18 protein-coding genes and 1 pseudogene are annotated in these 18,339 nt (G+C 39.1%); 13 read left to right on the top strand and 6 right to left on the bottom strand.

Annotated elements, in window-relative coordinates; genetic code table 11:
• The first annotated feature begins 170 nt into the window (after positions 1–170).
• The 4 genes and pseudogenes from FTV37_RS13640 to FTV37_RS13630 all read left to right on the top strand — a co-directional run bounded on the left by FTV37_RS13640 (position 171) and on the right by FTV37_RS13630 (position 2,190).
• Positions 171–560 carry a DUF1911 domain-containing protein gene (locus FTV37_RS13640; protein WP_257224345.1) on the top strand — a complete coding sequence of 130 codons (390 nt, stop codon included), beginning with the start codon at positions 171–173 and terminating at the stop codon, positions 558–560.
• A gap of 39 nt (positions 561–599) precedes the next feature.
• Positions 600–1,361 (top strand): hypothetical protein, encoded by a 762-nt coding sequence (locus FTV37_RS13635; protein WP_257224344.1) that lies wholly within the window; start codon positions 600–602, stop codon positions 1,359–1,361.
• A 78-nt stretch (positions 1,362–1,439) separates the two neighbouring features.
• Positions 1,440–1,571 (top strand): annotated as a pseudogene (locus FTV37_RS17930) (hypothetical protein); the annotation flags it as partial.
• A 178-nt stretch (positions 1,572–1,749) separates the two neighbouring features.
• Positions 1,750–2,190: a hypothetical protein gene (locus tag FTV37_RS13630; protein ID WP_180064115.1), complete on the top strand. Its 441-nt coding sequence runs from the start codon at positions 1,750–1,752 to the stop codon at positions 2,188–2,190.
• A 73-nt stretch (positions 2,191–2,263) separates the two neighbouring features.
• Here FTV37_RS13630 and FTV37_RS13625 read toward each other — a convergent pair whose 3' ends face one another.
• Positions 2,264–3,043 (bottom strand): ferredoxin--NADP reductase, encoded by a 780-nt coding sequence (locus FTV37_RS13625; protein WP_078189109.1) that lies wholly within the window; start codon positions 3,041–3,043, stop codon positions 2,264–2,266.
• 106 nt (positions 3,044–3,149) lie between these two features.
• Between FTV37_RS13625 and tsaA the strand changes: the two genes are divergently transcribed.
• Complete coding sequence (tsaA, locus tag FTV37_RS13620; protein ID WP_180064112.1) at positions 3,150–3,857, top strand: tRNA (N6-threonylcarbamoyladenosine(37)-N6)-methyltransferase TrmO; 708 nt, start codon at positions 3,150–3,152, stop codon at positions 3,855–3,857.
• A 77-nt stretch (positions 3,858–3,934) separates the two neighbouring features.
• Here tsaA and FTV37_RS13615 read toward each other — a convergent pair whose 3' ends face one another.
• A complete protein-coding gene (locus FTV37_RS13615; protein WP_180064111.1) occupies positions 3,935–4,930 on the bottom strand; it encodes a hypothetical protein in 996 nt (331 codons plus the stop codon).
• Between the two features lie 210 nt (positions 4,931–5,140).
• Here FTV37_RS13615 and FTV37_RS13610 point away from each other — a divergent pair, with 210 nt between their 5' ends.
• From FTV37_RS13610 to FTV37_RS13595, 4 genes are all read left to right on the top strand, one after another.
• Positions 5,141–6,898, top strand: a complete 1,758-nt coding sequence (locus FTV37_RS13610; protein ID WP_180064110.1) for a GspE/PulE family protein — start codon at positions 5,141–5,143, stop codon at positions 6,896–6,898.
• A 105-nt stretch (positions 6,899–7,003) separates the two neighbouring features.
• The gene (locus tag FTV37_RS13605) at positions 7,004–7,366 is read left to right on the top strand and encodes a NirD/YgiW/YdeI family stress tolerance protein (protein WP_168379331.1); all 363 of its coding nucleotides are present in this window, start codon (positions 7,004–7,006) and stop codon (positions 7,364–7,366) included.
• A gap of 133 nt (positions 7,367–7,499) precedes the next feature.
• Entirely contained in the window at positions 7,500–8,168 is a 669-nt protein-coding gene (locus FTV37_RS13600) for a response regulator transcription factor (RefSeq protein ID WP_180064109.1), read from the top strand.
• A gap of 4 nt (positions 8,169–8,172) precedes the next feature.
• A complete protein-coding gene (locus tag FTV37_RS13595; protein ID WP_180009490.1) occupies positions 8,173–9,492 on the top strand; it encodes a HAMP domain-containing sensor histidine kinase in 1,320 nt (439 codons plus the stop codon).
• A gap of 197 nt (positions 9,493–9,689) precedes the next feature.
• On the opposite strand, the gene hemP is transcribed toward FTV37_RS13595, so the two are convergent.
• Positions 9,690–9,860 carry a hemin uptake protein HemP gene (gene hemP / locus FTV37_RS13590; protein WP_078189103.1) on the bottom strand — a complete coding sequence of 57 codons (171 nt, stop codon included), beginning with the start codon at positions 9,858–9,860 and terminating at the stop codon, positions 9,690–9,692.
• Positions 9,861–10,007: 147 nt separating this feature from the next.
• Between hemP and FTV37_RS13585 the strand changes: the two genes are divergently transcribed.
• Positions 10,008–10,907 carry an NUDIX domain-containing protein gene (locus FTV37_RS13585; protein ID WP_180009489.1) on the top strand — a complete coding sequence of 300 codons (900 nt, stop codon included), beginning with the start codon at positions 10,008–10,010 and terminating at the stop codon, positions 10,905–10,907.
• A 141-nt stretch (positions 10,908–11,048) separates the two neighbouring features.
• Here FTV37_RS13585 and FTV37_RS13580 read toward each other — a convergent pair whose 3' ends face one another.
• Both FTV37_RS13580 and mrcB read right to left on the bottom strand, forming a co-directional pair.
• Complete coding sequence (locus FTV37_RS13580; RefSeq protein ID WP_257224346.1) at positions 11,049–11,570, bottom strand: tetratricopeptide repeat protein; 522 nt, start codon at positions 11,568–11,570, stop codon at positions 11,049–11,051.
• A 37-nt stretch (positions 11,571–11,607) separates the two neighbouring features.
• The gene (mrcB, locus tag FTV37_RS13575; RefSeq protein ID WP_180064108.1) at positions 11,608–14,001 is read right to left on the bottom strand and encodes a penicillin-binding protein 1B; all 2,394 of its coding nucleotides are present in this window, start codon (positions 13,999–14,001) and stop codon (positions 11,608–11,610) included.
• A gap of 152 nt (positions 14,002–14,153) precedes the next feature.
• Here mrcB and FTV37_RS13570 point away from each other — a divergent pair, with 152 nt between their 5' ends.
• Both FTV37_RS13570 and FTV37_RS13565 read left to right on the top strand, forming a co-directional pair.
• The gene (locus FTV37_RS13570; RefSeq protein WP_078189100.1) at positions 14,154–15,092 is read left to right on the top strand and encodes an NAD(+) kinase; all 939 of its coding nucleotides are present in this window, start codon (positions 14,154–14,156) and stop codon (positions 15,090–15,092) included.
• A gap of 2 nt (positions 15,093–15,094) precedes the next feature.
• Positions 15,095–15,361 (top strand): YeaC family protein, encoded by a 267-nt coding sequence (locus FTV37_RS13565; RefSeq protein ID WP_078189099.1) that lies wholly within the window; start codon positions 15,095–15,097, stop codon positions 15,359–15,361.
• Positions 15,362–15,451: 90 nt separating this feature from the next.
• Here FTV37_RS13565 and FTV37_RS13560 read toward each other — a convergent pair whose 3' ends face one another.
• The gene (locus FTV37_RS13560; RefSeq protein WP_180064107.1) at positions 15,452–16,450 is read right to left on the bottom strand and encodes a glycosyl transferase family protein; all 999 of its coding nucleotides are present in this window, start codon (positions 16,448–16,450) and stop codon (positions 15,452–15,454) included.
• A 408-nt stretch (positions 16,451–16,858) separates the two neighbouring features.
• On the opposite strand from FTV37_RS13560, the gene FTV37_RS13555 reads away from it, so the two are divergent.
• On the top strand, positions 16,859–18,205 hold the full coding sequence (locus tag FTV37_RS13555) for a dicarboxylate/amino acid:cation symporter (RefSeq protein WP_180009487.1): 1,347 nt from the start codon (positions 16,859–16,861) through the stop codon (positions 18,203–18,205).
• The last annotated feature ends 134 nt before the right edge of the window (positions 18,206–18,339 follow it).

The raw sequence follows: 18,339 nt of genomic DNA, 5'->3' as shown, positions 1-18,339 counted from the left end.
CAAGTAACTTGGACCAGTGTTGATCATTTAGCATTGTTCGAGGCATAGCGAGTGTAAAATTGGGTTTGGCGATTTAATTTTACTATCTCGCTATTTTTTTAATCAACAAATGTCAACAGACCCTAATTAAAAATAACAAAAATCATGCGATTGAACTGTTGGATGAATATTTGGCTGATTGGTATCAAATGCATAAAAATACACTTTGGTACAATAGTCATTTAAATTTAGATAATTATTCATATGTTGGTTACTGGGCTTTTGAAGCAGCAGCTCTTGTTTATTTACTAGATTTGGATGACAGTTCTTTACATAAACATTTGTTTTATCCTAAAGATATAGTTGCATGGGTTCGTAAAAATAATACTCAATCTGAAGTAACCCAAGACAATCTAACTGTATTAAAAGTCAATGCTGGCGAAAAATCTCCAAAAACGGGCTATTGGACAACCCCTGCACAAGTGGATTCACGCGTTTATGTGTTAAGAGGTGAAATGTTACCAACACTTTCTAAGGCAGATTGGGGTGAAGTGTACTGGTATTTTAATGGTGAAGAATAAATAAAATATGCCCTTCGGGGCATTAATTTTAGGCTGAATATGAATTTTAAAATCGATCCTAAATTTTTATATTTATTAGAACATTTTAGTTCTAAAGAATTTTTTTATAGCATGAGAAATAACTATCAATCTTTTTTAGATCGTTTGGAATTGCTGTTTGCCGTTTATATGAGAAATCTACCCTATAATTATCTTGATTTTCCAATGCCAAAGCAAGTAGACATCAATTGGGGAGGGACGGTTTTACCACTTTTAAGAAAAACTATGGATACTTTAGATTTTGCTTATATAAGAATAAAAGAAGGCGATCTAACATATTTAGATTGCGCATCAGAGATTCGATCGAATGACAAAGGTATGAGTGAGTTTTCAAAAAAATGGATGGATGAACTACCTCATGAAAATGTGAAAGAATGTTGGGATTTTTATACAAAGGCTAAGGCCGAGGCATTCATTATTGAAAATACCTATCCAACGTATTGGAATCAAGAAAGTATTGTTGATGAAATATCTGATATTTCAAAAATTAATATTCCTGTGTCATATCCCATTTATCGTGTAAATCAAAGTATTAAAGTAAAATCGAATGAAAAAGTTGCGATAACAGGTTTATATATTTCCGAATTTGTGCCGAACCGAATAGAATTTATGGCTCATAGTAATGAAGATGATAGAGGTTTTGGTAGTGTAATTCCCACTACAATAGATCCAGAAACTTATGAAACATATTATGAGAAAACAGATTGGTACTTGATTGAAAGAGTTGCAAATGAAGGGGGCAAGTTTACCGATCGAAGCTGAAATGATTTGTGTTGTCTGATGTGTGTTGATAAATGATAGCGAAATAACACATATAATTTATCCAAAAGATTTGGTTAAATTTGCCCTAAAACAGGTGAATGGTATAGTCCTGCGAATAACATGGAAAAACGCCATTTTAATCAAGGAGAAGATATGCCTGAGATTAAAGATAACCCTTGGAGTCTTACGATTTGGTATCTGACTGAATAAGTAGATGCCATTCGAGGTATGTTGGAATGGATGGGTATGTGTACTGGCAGCTTGATGGTGATAAATAGGATAAAATTTCCTTTTGGTTATTCGTTTCTAATGGATAATATTTTTAATTTTCTTTGATTATTATTTTTAATTAAATAAATTAAAACCCAATATTTTTTAAAGGATAATGATGAAAGTTTTAAAAACGAATTTAATGTTTATTATGCTTTCAGCAATGAGTTTAATAGGGTGTAATACTCATTCAACAAAAACTTATGTGTTGACGACAACATCTTATGGTTATGATGCAAGTTATATACCTTATATTGTTGAATTAAATGGTGAAGAGTTGGGTGGCGGATTTGGTAGTGGAACGAAAAGATCAGCAGTGTTAACAGGGTCCCAATATGTAAAATGGGGTGAAACAAACAGTTCGCGTAAACATAAAGCTATAAATGTTCCTTTATTAATTTCTAAAGACTTAAAAGATAAAAAATATTTAGCAGTACATTTATACCCAGATGATAGTGTGGAGATTACTCTTTCAAATGAATTACCTCGTGCTACAAATAAAGGTTTAGAGTGGAGAGCAAAAATTATTGATGAATTGAAGGTAAAAGAAGAAAAATAGCTGTATCAGTCATGAGTGGCATATAGATCAAAAAAAAGCGCATGATGACATGCGCTTTTTAATTTACAGCTAATTATTTTTCAACGAATGCACGTTCGATCACGTAGTCGCCTAGAACGCCCATCTTAGGAGATTCTTTCAGGCCGTGCTGGTCAAGTAGTGCAGCAACGTCGTCTAGGAATGCAGGTGAACCGCAAAGCATTGCGCGGTCAGTTTCAGGGTTGAAACGTGGAAGCCCAATTTTTTCGAAAAGTTGTCCAGATTCAATGGCAGTTGTTACACGGCCTTGAGTATGGAATTCTTCACGAGTTACCGTAGGGTAGTAAACCAATTTTTCTTTCGCGCCTAATTCACCAAAGAATTCGTGGTTAGGAATTTCATCTAAGATTAAATCTTGATAAGCCAATTCCGAAATGAAACGTGTACCATGTACAACGATGATTTTTTCAAAACGTTCGTAAGTTTCAGGGTCACGAATTACAGAAAGGAACGGTGCAAGACCTGTACCTGAAGAAAGTAGGTATAAGTTTTTACCAGGGTTTAAGTCATCTAGAACCAACGTACCTGTAGGTTTTTTAGATACTAAAATTTCATCGCCAACTTTTACTTTTTGTAAAATAGACGTTAAAGGACCATCTGGAACTTTAATAGAGAAAAACTCTAATTCTTCTTCATAGTTTGCGCTTGCAATAGAATAAGCGCGCATTAAAGGCTTACCATTTACTTCAAGGCCGATCATCACAAATTGACCGTTTTTAAAACGTAACGCAGTATCGCGAGTGGTTTTAAAAGAGAATAAAGTGTCATTCCAATGGTGGACGTGAGTAATCTTTTCGACGTTAAAAGCAGCCATTAAAGGTCTCAATAAAATTATCAAATTAGAACAGCTTACTATTCTAATCTAAAATCATTCTCGATAAACTGAATATATTTAATTGAACTTATCAGAAAAAGTGATTATGTCTGAGCTTAAAATGCCAATTATCGGGTATATGAAATCTCCCTACCGAGAAAAGTTTGGTATTCCACGTCAGCCAAATTTGGTGCAAGTCGAATCTTATATTGAAATGGTAGAACCTTATAACGATTTATTGGCTTTTGAGGGGATTGAAGATTTTAGTCATCTTTGGCTGATTTGGCAGTTTCATGAAAATAAAAATGCAGATTCGACAAAATTTCGTCCGCAAGTTCGTCCTCCGCGTTTAGGTGGTAATCAAAAAATCGGGGTATTTGCGACACGAAGTATGTACCGACCGTCACCTATGGGCTTGTCGGTTGTGCAGCTCAAAGGGGTGAAAAAAGTCGGTAAATCGGTACGTGTCTATGTTGTCGGTAGTGATTTGTTAGATGGCACGCCAATTTTAGATATCAAACCCTATATTCAATATTCAGATGCAGTGATGGATGCGCAAAGCGGTTATGCGCAGGATGAGCCTGTGCGTAAACAAGTGATTTGGTCAGAAGCAGCAGAACTGCAAAAAGCTCAGTTGATCGGTATGGGGTCTTTAGGGATGCAGACAGTTTTAGAATTACAAGAGGTGTTATCTTTAGATCCACGACCTGCATATCAACACGATGAGGAGCGTGTGTATGGCATGTTGTTTGGTGGTTGTAATGTACGTTTTAAAGTGTTGGAGCTTCAGATTAAGATTTTAGAAATCACTTAAATGTAGAGGGAAAGACCGAACCCTAATAAGTTGATAAATAAGTAAAAATTATTTATCAACTGTGGGGTGTAGTAAAATTAATATTTTTTCATTTCATCTAAAATAATTTGGCTTGCTGTATTGTTAAATAAGCTGCAAGATTTGCTTTGTAATTCGATAAACTCATCTAAGGCTGTATTTTTTGGAGTGATTGCTTGTAAAGCTTGAATTTCTTTACTTAAGTTAAATTCTTCGCCCTTTTGATAATAATTAACTTCGTAGATGCTGCTTTTGAATTCAGCTAAACCATAAAAAGAGTCATCATCTTCTTTTATATAACTCGTTGAATCTTTGAAGATTTTTTTTATGTAATTTTGGGATAAAGTGCTGATATTATTCCATTCTTCTCTTAAGTAAGGTTGAATGTCGTTATCTAATGAATAGTTATATAATTCAATATATTCTTCAGAATTATTAATCGATTGGAATTGGATACAGCTAGAACCAGCTGGGAATTTAACATTTGAAAGGGCTTGATAAAAAGTTTGACCTTTAATTCCCATCGGATATGTTGATAGTAGATTGTGTTTTAAAGTTATGTAATTTGCAGGATGTAGTAGAGGTGCAATGAGTTGCCCTGAAATATCGAGCTTTTTAAATGCTACAGTTGTCGTCAAACCCATAGAATTAATTGAGGAGTAAGGGGACTGTACCCATGTATTACTATTGGCTTTAATTGTTCCTTTGTGTTTGCCATAAGTAGAATGAGGTATGCCATCATCATATATGCCATTTGCTGTCAGGAAAAAGGTTTCACTTTCATCCCAACCAGTATTTTGATCAATCTTGATATATATATTACCTTGATCAAATGTGATTCTTTCTATTTCATGTGCAAGAGAATCATCAGAATATTCATCAATATAAAAAGAAGTCCATTGCTGAAAATCTGGATTAGATAGATCGTTTCCGCCAGTTCCGCCAGTTCCGCCAGTTCCGCCAGTTCCGCCAGTGGATTCATTTGATGATGAGCCGCCGCAAGCGCTTAGAATTAAGGAACTAAAAATGGCTAGGCTTAAAATTTTAAATTTCATGTTACCCTCTTTAATAAATTATGAATTACGTCACTATTATTTGTGACTGTTACATATAGTATAGAAAAACATAAAAAAGGGAATGTTAAAAATTAACTAATTAAAATTAATGATTTAAGTTAAATTTTTCTTAATAATTTAAGTAAAAAATATTGCGTTTTAATCAGCTGGTTTTGTTATAGTGAACCTATGTTTGGGGAACATAGAACAATGACTTTTAATTTTGAAATTGACACTTCTTGGTGTTTAGACCAATTACAAAAAGATGGACGTATTACTGAACGGGACAAAATACTGATTCAAACCACGCACCGTCAGCGTGAGCAGTTGAAATGGCATCCTCTACAATGGATTGCCAATTTTAATTTAGTCGATCAGAGTCATCCGCAGTCTACCTTAACATTGAATAGACTTTGCCAATGGTTGGCAGAAAAGTCTGGAGTACCGTTTTATATTATCGATCCTCTAAAAGCTGATGTGCCTGCTTTGACAGCCATTATGTCTCAGGAATTTGCAGTACGAAATCGCATTTTAGCGGTTGAATTACAAAATGAGCATGTGCTGATTGCAACGGATCAACCTTATAAAAATGAATGGATTGCCAATTTAGAGAGAACGGTATTACCACGCAAGATTCAGCGTGTATTACTCAGTCCAGACCAACTACAGCGTTACTTGGTTGAATATTACCAAGTGAGTCGTGCGGTCAGTAATTCGCAAAAATCATCGAGTTATGACCGTGAAAATAAAGGCGTTGAAGCACTATTACAATTAGGTGATACACAAAATCCAGATGCCAATGATCAGCATATTGTGAAGCTTGTGGATTGGGTCTTACAGTTTGCCTTCGAACAAGGTGCAAGTGATATTCACCTCGAGCCGCGTAAAGATACAGGAAAGGTGCGTTTTCGTATCGATGGCGTATTGCATACCATCTACAACATGCCCGCAAATACCCTGACAGCCGTGGTCTCGCGAATTAAGATCTTAGGTCGGATGAATGTGGCTGAAAAACGTAAACCGCAAGATGGACGTTTAAAAACCCGTACACCCAAAGGCCAAGAAACAGAGCTACGTTTATCGACGCTGCCAACAGCCTTTGGTGAAAAGTTAGTCATGCGTATTTTTGACCCTGAAGTCTTGGTACGTAGTTTCCAACAGCTCGGTTTTGAAGGGCGTCTGTTGGATGATTGGAAAGCATTAACCAGTCATAGTCACGGTATTATTTTAGTGACCGGTCCGACGGGTTCGGGTAAAACCACCACGCTTTATTCATCGCTCAAGCAATTGGCAACTGAAGAAGTGAATGTCTGTACGATTGAAGACCCGATTGAGATGTTAGAGCCGAGCTTTAACCAAATGCAGGTGAATACAGGGATTGATTTAGGCTTTGCTGATGGTGTACGGGCTTTAATGCGTCAAGACCCTGACATTATCATGGTCGGGGAGATACGAGATCATGATACGGCAAATATGGCGATCCAAGCTGCATTAACAGGTCATTTGGTGCTTTCAACTTTACATACCAATGATGCACCATCGAGTTTGACGCGATTACATGACCTAGGTATTCAGCCTTTTTTAACCGCAGCGACCATATTAGGGGTTTTGGCACAACGTCTAGTTCGTCAACTCTGTCCACATTGTAAGCGTGAGACTTTTATCAATGAACAAGAGTGGAAACATCTGACCTTTGAATATGCGATTCAAATGCCTGATTTTGTCTACGAGGCGGTGGGCTGTGATGAATGCCGTCAAACGGGTTATAAAGGCCGTGTGGGAATTTATGAATTTATGCCACTCAGTATTGAAACCAAGCAATTGATTGGTGCTAATACAGATCTAACCCAACTACGTACACAGGCTCGTAAAGAGCATGTCGAGCCATTACGAATTGCCGGTGCGCGTAAAGTACTTGCAGGGGTAACCACTTTAGAAGAAGTCCTGCGTGTCGTGCCGCTCAACTAATGGTTCGATCAAAGTAAATAAAAACGTCTTTGCAGCTTAAGATTCGACTCATCTTGCTTTGTTTAAATAGCGCTATCGAAATAGACACAGTAAGAGAGACCGAAGATGAAAACATTCACTCAATTGGTATGTGGTTTAGCATTTGCAGGTGTGGCATCGGTTGCAGTCGCGAATACAGCCGTTAATCAAACAGCAGTTGCACCGATGAAAACCACATCTGTGAAACATGCCTTAGGCTTAAAAGATGATAGTAAAGTTCAATTGAAAGGTTATGTTGTGAAATCGATGGGCGATGAAAAATATCAGTTCCGCGATAGCACAGGCAGCATTACAGTGGATATTGATGATGAACTTTGGCAAGGCAAAGCGATTTCAGCTAAAACACCGGTAACGCTCATTGGAGAAATCGACATTGATTACAAACCAACAAAACGTGTTGAAGTGGATGTCGATCAAGTAAAATTTTAATTTAGCCTGTCATTCAATACAGTGCTGCGCCATGAAAAAAACCACAGCAAGCTGTGGTTTTTTTATGATATGAGTAGATATGAGCAAAAGTTCGATACACTGAAGTCGGAACCATAGAAATAGGGTAGGTAAGATGCGAATTTTATTGGCAGAAGATGATGCATCCCAAGCAGACAGTATAAAAACATGGCTTGAAATGGATGGCTATAGTGTCGATTGGGTTGAGCGAGGCGATCACGCTATTTTGGCTTTAGAACAACATCAATATGATTGCATACTTTTAGATCGTGGCTTACCAAAAGTAACTGGTGATGAAATTTTAAAACGTATCGTACAGTTGCATCCGCTTACACCAGTTTTATTCATTACTGCTCGTGACAGTATTGCAGATCGTGTTGAAGGTTTAGATCTGGGAGCCCATGATTATTTGGTGAAACCTTTTAGCTTGGAAGAGTTGTCAGCAAGGGTACGTGCCCAATTACGTTTGCATCATCAGCAGCGTGATAATTCTCTGACTTTCGGGGAATTAAGTTTAGATGTACTAGCCAAAACGCTGCGTAAAAATGCGGAATTGATTACGCTGACATCGCGTGAATATCAAATTTTGCATAAGATGATGTTGAATCCTGAGCATATTATGACGCGTAGCCAACTCGAAGAATCGCTCTATGCTTGGGGGGATGAAGTTGAAAGTAATGCGATCGAAGTTTTTATTTACCAATTGCGTAAGAAGATTGGCAGTGATTACATCAAAACCTTAAGAGGTTTGGGTTATCGCATGAATCTTCCACAACAAAGTTAAGTCTATGAGTGATAAAAAAAGCATTTCCTTACAGTCGCAACTGATTAAAACCTCACTGCTCAGTGCAATTTGGGCGGGAGCAATCTCCCTGTGTCTGATGTTGGGATTTGGTCTTTATCACATCATGAGTGTACATGATGCCCTGATGGACGAAGTGGCTGACATGCTCACTGCTACTGATCTCACGCTGAAGCAAGACGAACAAATAGATGAGCTGAGTGAAGAGTTTGATATGCAATATCAACTCATGCAAGGGTCGCAAGTCTTAACCACATCGGAACAACACACAGCATTTGAACATCAGCCCAATTTAAAACAAGGGTTGCATTATCAATGGAGAGAAGGCGCGCTTTGGCGTAGCTATGCACTTCAGGACGATGGATTAAGCGTACAAATCATTCAACCGATGAAAACACGGCTCAGAGAAACGCTGCAAAGCGTACTAGGCTATGCAGGGATTCTGTTGATTGTCTGGTTGATCCAATGGCTATTACTGCATATTTTGATTAAACGTCAATTGAAAGTTTTACAGCTTTTTTCAAAACAAATCGCTGAAAAAAATGTAGATGACTTACAAGCCATTGTCTTACCTGAACCTGTATTACAAGAACTAGAGCCGATCCAAACACAGCTGAATTTTTTATTAAGTCGATTAGATCAAGCCTTAGAGGCGGAACAACGCTTTACCTCCGATGCCTCACATGAATTACGCTCACCGCTGTCTGCGATTCAAATGCGACTTCAGGTATTAAAACGAAAATATCCCGACATTCAGCAGGATTTATTGAGCATACAGCACGATGTTAATCGAGGAACGCGCGTGTTGGAAAATCTACTGATTTTGGCACGGCTCGACCCGACGCAATCGGAGCAATTAGATAAAAAACAAGAAGACTTAGAACAGCTGAGTTTACAAGTCTTTGACGCTTTACAGCCTTTTATTGAAGAAAAACAGATCGAATTGAAGCTACAGACCCAGTCTGTACAGTTTGCTATGAACCCAGAGTTGATGTTTAGCTGTCTACGCAATTTAGTCGATAACGCAATTCGCTATAGTCCTGAGCAAGGACAGGTAAAGATTGATTTAACGGTAACAGCACAGCAGGCGGTTTGGACGATTGAAAATCAAGGTGCGGGACTGACAGTCGCAGAATTGCAACGCATTGGCGAGCGATTTTACCGTGTATTGGGAACGAAGACGCAAGGTTCAGGTTTAGGTATTTCAATTGCCCAAAAAATTGTACAGTTACATCAAGGCCATTTAAATGTGGATGCATCTGAACTTGGTGGCTTAAAGGTACAACTCACTTTTCCAATCCGTTAAAAACACGATTTGCTCTAAGGAATTTAGCGAAAGAGTGTTGTGAGAGGAAGATGAGTGTTGCGATTTAAATTAAGTTTGAGTAGCTATAAAACTTAATTTAACTAAGTACAAAACTTAAAAAAGCAGTAAGCGAATGGCTTACTGCTTGTGTCCACGATTATTTTTATTGCGCTGATAATTATTATTTTTATCAGAAATTATTTGGTCAAAATAAGGCGATTATTTCGTGTTAAACGTAGTCGATATTCTTCACCTGCATGCATAATGCGAATTTCACGTCCTAAAGCAAAAAGGTTGTTTGAATGTAGCATTGGCAGTGAGTGGTGTGCTTCATTGCTACGAGTAAAAAGGCTAAATGGTGCGTTCATTCCGTCGACTCCGTGGTGTATTTCTGAATGGTTTAAATGATAATCATTATCAAATAGGCCTGTCAACGGTAATTTTAGGATTTTATAAAAAAGATAAATTTGCTTACACTTAGATATCAATTGGAACAGAGTAGAGAGCAGGGAACTATGTCTAAACCGCAAATCGATGTCGCCATTGCGATTTTATTGCATCAAGACAAAGTACTGGTGGGTTGGCGTGAAGCAAAACAACATCAGGGCAATAAACATGAGTTTCCGGGCGGTAAAGTCGAGCAGGGTGAAAGTCCTGAACAGGCTTGTCGTCGTGAAATTTTTGAAGAGGTTGGAATTGGTTTACATGACTGGCATGCTTTTGATTTTATTCAACATGAATATGATGATGTCATTGTGAAATTACATTTATTTCATGCCACCGTCCCGCATGCGTTGCTGAATGAAATCCAAAAGCCATGGGCCTGGTATTCGCGTCAACAACTCATGAGTTTGAATTTTCCAAAGGCCAATCAAGCTATTTTGCAGCGTTTATATTGGCAGCAACAGATCAAAATCACCGCCGATTTACCAACACTTGAAACGCTTAAAGAGACGCTGTTGTATTATTGGCGAGTCGATGCCAGCGCAGAAAATGCAGAGGCATTAAATCAATTACCTACCGTGATTTTAAAACAACTGATAATTAATGAAGATCTATGGTCATTACTCTCTACAGAGGTGCAAGCACATATTTCGGCTTTACATCTTAAGCAGCACCAATTGCTGAAAAAAAATAAAGGTGATTTACAGCTTGGGAAGCGCTATATCGCAGCTTGTCATGATCAAGTTTCTGCGCTGCATGCGCAAAAAATTGGCTGTGAGGCTATTTTTATGAGCCCAGTTCTGGCGACACAAAGTCATCCAGAGGCGCAAGGTATGGGATGGGCGCATTTTTCTGAGATTGCACGAGGCATAGAAATCCCTGTTTTTGCTTTAGGTGGCATGCGTCCTGAATTATTGTCTATTTCACAGCAACATCATGCTTATGGGGTGGCAGGTATTCGCAGTTTTTAAATTAAAGTGTGTATTGAATTAAATTTGTATTTAAAGTCGATATTTTAGACTTAAAGTAACTATTGGAAATAAGCTTACTTTTAGTATGTTTTAAATAAAAAAGCCTGATCTCAATTAAGATCAAGCTTTTTTACGGGGTGCTTAAAGAGCTTTAATTGCTTGTTGTGCTTTTTGAATGGTGCTGCTTTTCTTTTGCATTTGACCAGCTTTTAAAACAACATTCCAAAGCTGTTGTTTCATCGGCTTGGTTTGAGCATAGCTTAATCCACGCAGTGCCAACGATTCTGCATTCGCAGGTTGATTTTTTCGATTGGCGATCATTGCCAAATATAAAAAAGTTTCCGCAGATTGTGGTGCCAAACGCTGTGCTTGAGTTGCAGCACTTTCAGCTTCATTCCATTTTCCATTGGCATAAGCGGTTTGCGTAGTTTGCATCAATTTTTTGAATGCAGGTAAGTCACGACCATCATCAAACTTTTGAATTTGGGTTTTCTGCTCAGGAATAACGATGCGTTGACGTTTAATTTCTGGATGGTCATATGGCGTAATAATGACCCCAGAAGAGTCATGGATATCTGCCTTTTTTTCAGGTGGAGCAAGCGGCTTTTGCTCAGGTTCGACTATGGTTTGGCAACCAGCCAAAATGATCGTCAAAACGCTCAGAATACTGAACGTTTTTAAAACTTTAATGTTTTGCAATTTAATTTGTATACTCTCCACTTGAGATGATGCGAGGTTGATCAGATGAACCCTGATCATTATCGACATCACTTTCACGAATGTAGTCACCTAAACTATCATTTTGTTCCTGAGTTGGCTGCGTCTCTTCAGTATCAACTGTGTAAGGTTCTACTTCATATTGTGTCGAACCACATGCCGTAGCCTGATTTGGAATAGAGTTGCGCGACAGAGGAATATACATCGCACCTGTACAATGCTGCGCAGATAAATTACCTGAATAGCGGTCTAACCAATGCCACTGTACGCTGTCTGGTTGACGTAAATTAACTGGCTTTTGACGTAACTGCTTCATCACATTGGTCCAAACAGGAAGGGCTCCTGACGAACCAGTTAAGCCTGTAACTTTATTGTTGTCTAAACCTAACCAAACCACACTTAAGTAATTACCTGAATAACCTGCAAACCATGAGTCACGTGTATCATTGGTTGTCCCTGATTTACCTGCAAGTTTAAGTGAAGCTGGTAATGATGCATAAGCAGAACGGCCTGTCCCTGAACTCATCACTTGTTGTAAACCGTAGTTCAAGATAAAGGCAGCATCAGGTGCAATAGTCGGTTGTACCGTTAAGCTATAACGATCTAATAAACGACCATTGGCATCGACCACTGAACGAATAGCTTTCACTGGATATTTGAAGCCACCGGTTGCAAAGTTACCATAGACACTCATGACTTCCATCGGTGACATATCAATGGCGCCGAGGTAAATCGAAGGGTAGTTTGGAATATTAGACGTCACACCAAACTTTTTCAGATGGTTAATAAAAGTCGACATACCGAACTCTTGACCTAAGCGTACCGCAGAGAGGTTATAAGAGTTTGATAGGGCATCGACCATTGGTACGACACCATGTGCGCCACCACTATAGTTTTTTGGTGTCCAAGCTTTGCCATCACTTTGAATGCTGATAGGGCTATCTTCGATCTGACTCGCCCAGTTATAGCGGTTGGATTCTATCGCACTGAGGTAAATCACAGGTTTTAGCAATGAACCGACTTGACGTTTAGCATCCATTGTACGGTTAAAGCCGGTAAAGTCCTGCGTTGAACCGACTGCTGAAACCAATTCACCATTTTCAGGATGAGACACCAATACCGCGCCTTGTAATTCTTTCAAACGTGCTGGATTGGCATTGCTTAAACGCGCCACAGATTCTTTAAATGCAGTTTGTACACGAGTTTGAGCAATCGGGTCCATCGCAGTGAAAATACGCAGACCTTGATTGGTCAAATCGCTTTCTTGATATTCAGTACGCAGTTGACGACGCACGATATCCATATAGTCAGGGAAGCGAGAAGGGCCCAATGTTGGTTTTGTAATAACATTCAATGGACGCGCTGACTCAGTTTCATATTGTTCCTGAGTTAAATAGCCCATCACCACCATATTGTTTAACACAATATTACGGCGTTTAATCGCACCTTCAGGGTTTTTCCACGGATTAAATAGGGTCGGGCCTTGTACCAAACCGACTAAATAAGCCTGCTGAGCAATATTTAGTTCACGTAGGGGTAAACCAAAATAGAATTGTGAGGCTAAACCATAACCATTGATTGAATAGTTACCGTTTTGACCTAAGTTCACTTCATTTAAATAAGCTTCAAGAATTTCATCTTTGTCATAGTGAAGTTCAATCAGCATCGCCATTAAGGCTTCATTGGCCTTACGTTTAATGGTTCTCTCAGGCGATAAATAAAAATTTTTCACCAATTGCTGAGTGAGGGTCGAACCACCTTGACGTTTTCCGCCTGTGACATTACTCACAATGGCACGTGCTGTACCACGAATCGAAATACCATGATGTTGATAGAAATTGCGGTCTTCGGTAGCAATTAAAGCTTGGATTAAAGGCTTAGGCACTTTATCCAGTTTGATCAGCACACGGTCTTCATTGTGCTGAGGATAAATACCACCAATTAACATCGGCTCTAAGCGGGCAATACCACTACTTGAAGGCTTGGTTGCACTCACTTCAGTGATTTGATCTTCACCAAAGGTCACTTTAAGGACTTGTTCCGGGTCGACACTATCACCAAAGTCAAAACCACGCGTATGGATATAGGTCACATTGCCAGAAGTAACGTAACTCCCCGTTTTCGCATAGCTATCTTGAGCTTTATAACCCAAAAGTTTCAGTTCTTGGTTGAGGTCTGCTTGGCTCACAGGCGCATTAGTATAAATTTCTAAAGGACGTGCAAATACCTTGGCTGGAATATCCCAACGTTGACCTTCGAATTTGTCGCGTACAATATTATCTAGACGAATAAGATAAATGCTAAACACGATAAATCCGCCGATAATCAACAGCGAAAAAATCAGTGCAATTATGCCTATGCCACGTTCAGACTTCATAAATAGTGATAAGACCCTGAGAAATTTTGCTAATCATGCGAAGCTTTTCAGTATTTTGCAATATTTAAACTGTTATATGTATGCAAAATATAGGAACCTACTTCACTAAAGTCGAAACTTTAAAGTTTTTTTAAATCATTTCTGTTAGTGATATGATACCAATGAGGCGAAGCGGAGCAAAAGCGCAGGTGCAAATTTCACATAAATCATTTCGAAACATTGGGTTGATTGGTCGTCCAGACAAATCATCAGTGATCGAAACCCTATGTTTGATCCACGATCATATTTTAAGTTTGGGATTACATCCTGTATTTGATACGCAAACAGCGCAGCTGGTACCCTATAACAATACTCAGACGGTCAGCCGTAACTTATTGGGTGAAGTCGTCGATTTGGTGATAGTTGTCGGAGGTGATGGTTCATTACTTCATGCTGCACGTGCTTTGGTGAAATATAATACCCCTGTGATTGGCGTGAACCGCGGTCGTTTAGGTTTCCTGACTGATATCAAACCGACTGAAGTGATTTTTAAGTTAGATCAAGTGCTCAAAGGTGAGTTTCAGTTGGATCGACGTTTCTTGCTGGAAATGGAAATTCGCTCGAAAGGTGAGTCGATTTATGATGCCGTGGCTTTAAATGATATTGTGCTGCATTCAGGTAAATCGGTACATATGATCGACTTTGAACTGAATATCGATGGCCAATATGTGTACCGCCAACACAGTGACGGTTTAATTGTTTCCACGCCAACCGGTTCAACAGCTTATGCATTATCTGGCGGTGGGCCGATTGTCCACCCAAGTATGGATGCGATTGCCTTAGTGCCAATGCATCCACATACTTTGTCGTCACGGCCGATTGTCGTAGGTGGACAAAGCGAAATTAAAATTTTGATTCGTGAAAATCGTGTTCTACCAATGGTCAGTGCCGATGGTCAACACAGTGTATCATTGGGTGTAGGCGATAGTTTACATATCCGCAAACATCCATTTAAGCTCAACTTATTACATCCACCTGGTTATGACTTCTATATGGCATGTCGTACCAAGCTAGGCTGGAACCAAGATTTTGACTCATTAAAGCAGGATTAATTATGAATATTGAACAGATGCTTGCCGTACTCGATCCTGAAATTGTTGGTCGATTAAAAACGGCAATTGAAATTGGTAAATGGCCAAATGGCGTAGCGCTGACTCAAGAACAACGTCAAATTTGTATGCAAGCGGTGTATGCATGGGAAATTAAACATTTGCCAGAAGATGAGCGTAGTGGTTATATCGACCGCGGGACCAAAGAAGAAGATGAGCATTGCGACTCGCATGTGGAAGAACCTGAGTTCAAGCCGATTCGTTTCGTTTAATCCGTTTTCTGTCTGATTGAAAAAGCCAGCTTAATGCTGGCTTTTTATTGGCTTGATGCATGCCTAAATTTTTTGCTTCATACTGCTTATTTAAGCGTGACGATTTGCCCACATGGTTTTGGCAGTTTGCATTGCATCATCAAAACTTGCGACGGCGCCCATGGTATACAGTGCGATTCCCATGGTTTCGGTCACTGCGATTTCACCATATTCATGTGTCTGCTGACCGTCCCAAACGGCTTTAAAAACGGCCAAATCAAGTTCTTCTTCGACTGGACTACGGTTGTCCGTCAGTTTAGGTAACTCATGTGCATACATTTCACCATCCTTGATGCCACAAATTAAGGTTTTTGCATCGGGGTTACGTTCGAATTCACCACCTTCACCCTTAATGACAGCACTATTTTGATAACCCAATTGGAATGCCGCACGTTGGTGTGATCCACGATAGGCTGGATGGAAAATCGCTTGCATGGTGGCTTTGGCATTAAATGGATTTATCAGACGCGCAAGGGTGTGAATTGGGGAACGTAAGCCCATGACATTGCGTAGTGAAATTAAATCACTGAGTATTGGTGAAATGACGTCGAGCGGAATATAAGCAAAATGACGTTGTATAAGCTGCTGTTCCACATCTGTATCATTTTGGCAAATAGGAAAACCCAAATACTCTAATACTTGTTCTGTATAAAGGCGGTTAATGGTATGACCTGAAGCGCCATGCATTACGACATTGTAGCCGCGTTTTGCCAGCGTTAATGCGGCCAATAAAAACCAAGGATAATGTTTGCGTTTACCTGCATAAGATGACCAATCTAAATCGACATCAAGCTTTTTAAACTTGAGCTGATCACGTGTGGCTTGGACAAAGCCTGTCAGTTCATCGACAGATTCTTCTTTTACACGCAATAACATCAAGAAAGCGCCCAATTGAACGTCTAAAACCTCATCTTTTAAGATCATGCTGAACGCTTGGTAGGCTTCATCATAAGTGAGAGAACGTGCGCCATTTTTACCTTTACCCACGATACGGACAAATTGCGCAAAAGGATGTTCAAAATCTTTGTAAATATTTCGTTTATTGTTCATGCAAATACTGGGCTTAAAATTAGGACTTAAGGATAGTTTACTTCTATAGTTGGTATTTTTCAGCCTGATAACAGGTTTAAAAAAGGATGTCTTTAGACTATCGTCTAATAAACTCGGTCTATTATTTAACCGAAATTAACATTTGTGGCAGAACAAGCCTTTAAAAAACAGGTAAAATTTAACCTACTTTAGTATGTGTTTCATCTCCTGATCAATGCGCTGATTTTATATCAGGTCCTGATGTGATTATTTAATCACCATACATATTTCGTTTTTCTGTATTTGGCTAAGTCAAATACCTTTGGTGCTCTTTTGTCGAAGACAAAGGGGTTTTGGGCTGTTTATTTTTTGAAAATAGACAAAAACTGAATATTTCTTTGAAGCAGAAATATATCGTGAAGTAATGTCATGGCTAAAAAACCAATTTATAAGTCACTATATTTTCAAGTGATCGTTGCCATTATTGCCGGTGTATTGGTGGGGCATTTCTCACCAAGTGGCACGCAAATTATCAATGGTACCGAGCAATACGTAAAAGGCTGGGGTGAATTGTTCTATCCACTAGGACAAGGTTTCATCAAGCTGATTAAAATGATTATTGCACCTGTGATCTTCTGTACCGTGGTGAGTGGTATTGCAGGTATGGAAAGCATGAAATCTGTGGGTAAAACAGGTGGTGTCGCTTTACTATACTTCGAAATCGTTTCGACCATCGCACTCATCATTGGTCTTGCAGTGATTAATATTGCAAAACCAGGTGTAGGCATGAACGTAGATCCAGCATCTTTAGATACTTCAGGTATTTCTAAATATGTTGAATCTGGTGCAGCACAATCTACCCAAGATTTCTTTATGAATATCATCCCAAACACCGTTGTTGGTGCGTTTGCTGAGGGTGAAATTCTTCAAGTTCTATTATTTGCCTTATTATTTGGTTTTGCTTTGCATAAACTTGGTGATGCAGGTAAGCCTGTATTGAAGTTTATTGATCAAATTGCACATGTATTCTTTAACATTGTAAACATGATCATGAAGCTTGCGCCAATTGGTGCCTTCGGTGCGATGGCTTATACCATTGGTAAATATGGTATCGGTAGTTTGGCGCAATTGGGTCAGTTGATCATCTGCTTCTATATTACCTGTTTACTGTTTATTTTCCTTGTACTTGGCTCAATTGCACGTATTTGCGGTTTCAGTATCCTCAAAATGATTCGTATGATTCGCGAAGAACTCTTGATCGTACTAGGTACGTCATCTTCAGAATCTGTACTGCCACGTATGTTGAAAAAACTCGAACTTGCAGGTGCAGAAAAATCTGTAGTGGGTCTGGTTATTCCAACAGGCTATTCATTTAACCTAGATGGTACGTCTATTTACCTGACTATGGCGGCGATCTTTATTGCACAAGCGACCAATACGCCGCTTGATATTTCGCATCAGATCACTTTGTTATTGGTTCTACTGATTTCATCTAAGGGTGCTGCGGGTGTGACGGGTTCAGGCTTTATTGTTATGGCTGCAACACTTTCTGCTGTGGGGCATATTCCTGTTGCTGGTTTGGCATTGATTCTTGGTATTGACCGTTTCATGTCAGAAGCACGTGCATTAACGAACCTTGTCGGTAACTCATTGGCAACGATTGTGGTTGCAAAATGGGTGGGTCAATTAGACAAAGAAAAACTGGATTTTGCTTTGGCAAACCCTGAAGAAATTGACCGTCAGATGCAAGAAGAAGGTAATGCACATCATGCCTAAGGCAGATGCTGTGATGTAAAAGATGTGTTTAAAAAGGAAGCTTCGGCTTCCTTTTTTTATGCAAGGCCAAAGCCAAATTTGAACGCTTTAGTTTTTAGGCATGACGGCTGTTCTAAACTGCAATAGGATGGAGT

It is taken from the genome of Acinetobacter sp. YH16042, assembly GCF_013417245.1.
GTDB lineage: Bacteria > Pseudomonadota > Gammaproteobacteria > Pseudomonadales > Moraxellaceae > Acinetobacter > Acinetobacter amyesii.
The sequence above is the reverse complement of the archived record's forward strand: the minus strand, read 5'-3'. Positions and strand labels throughout refer to the sequence as shown.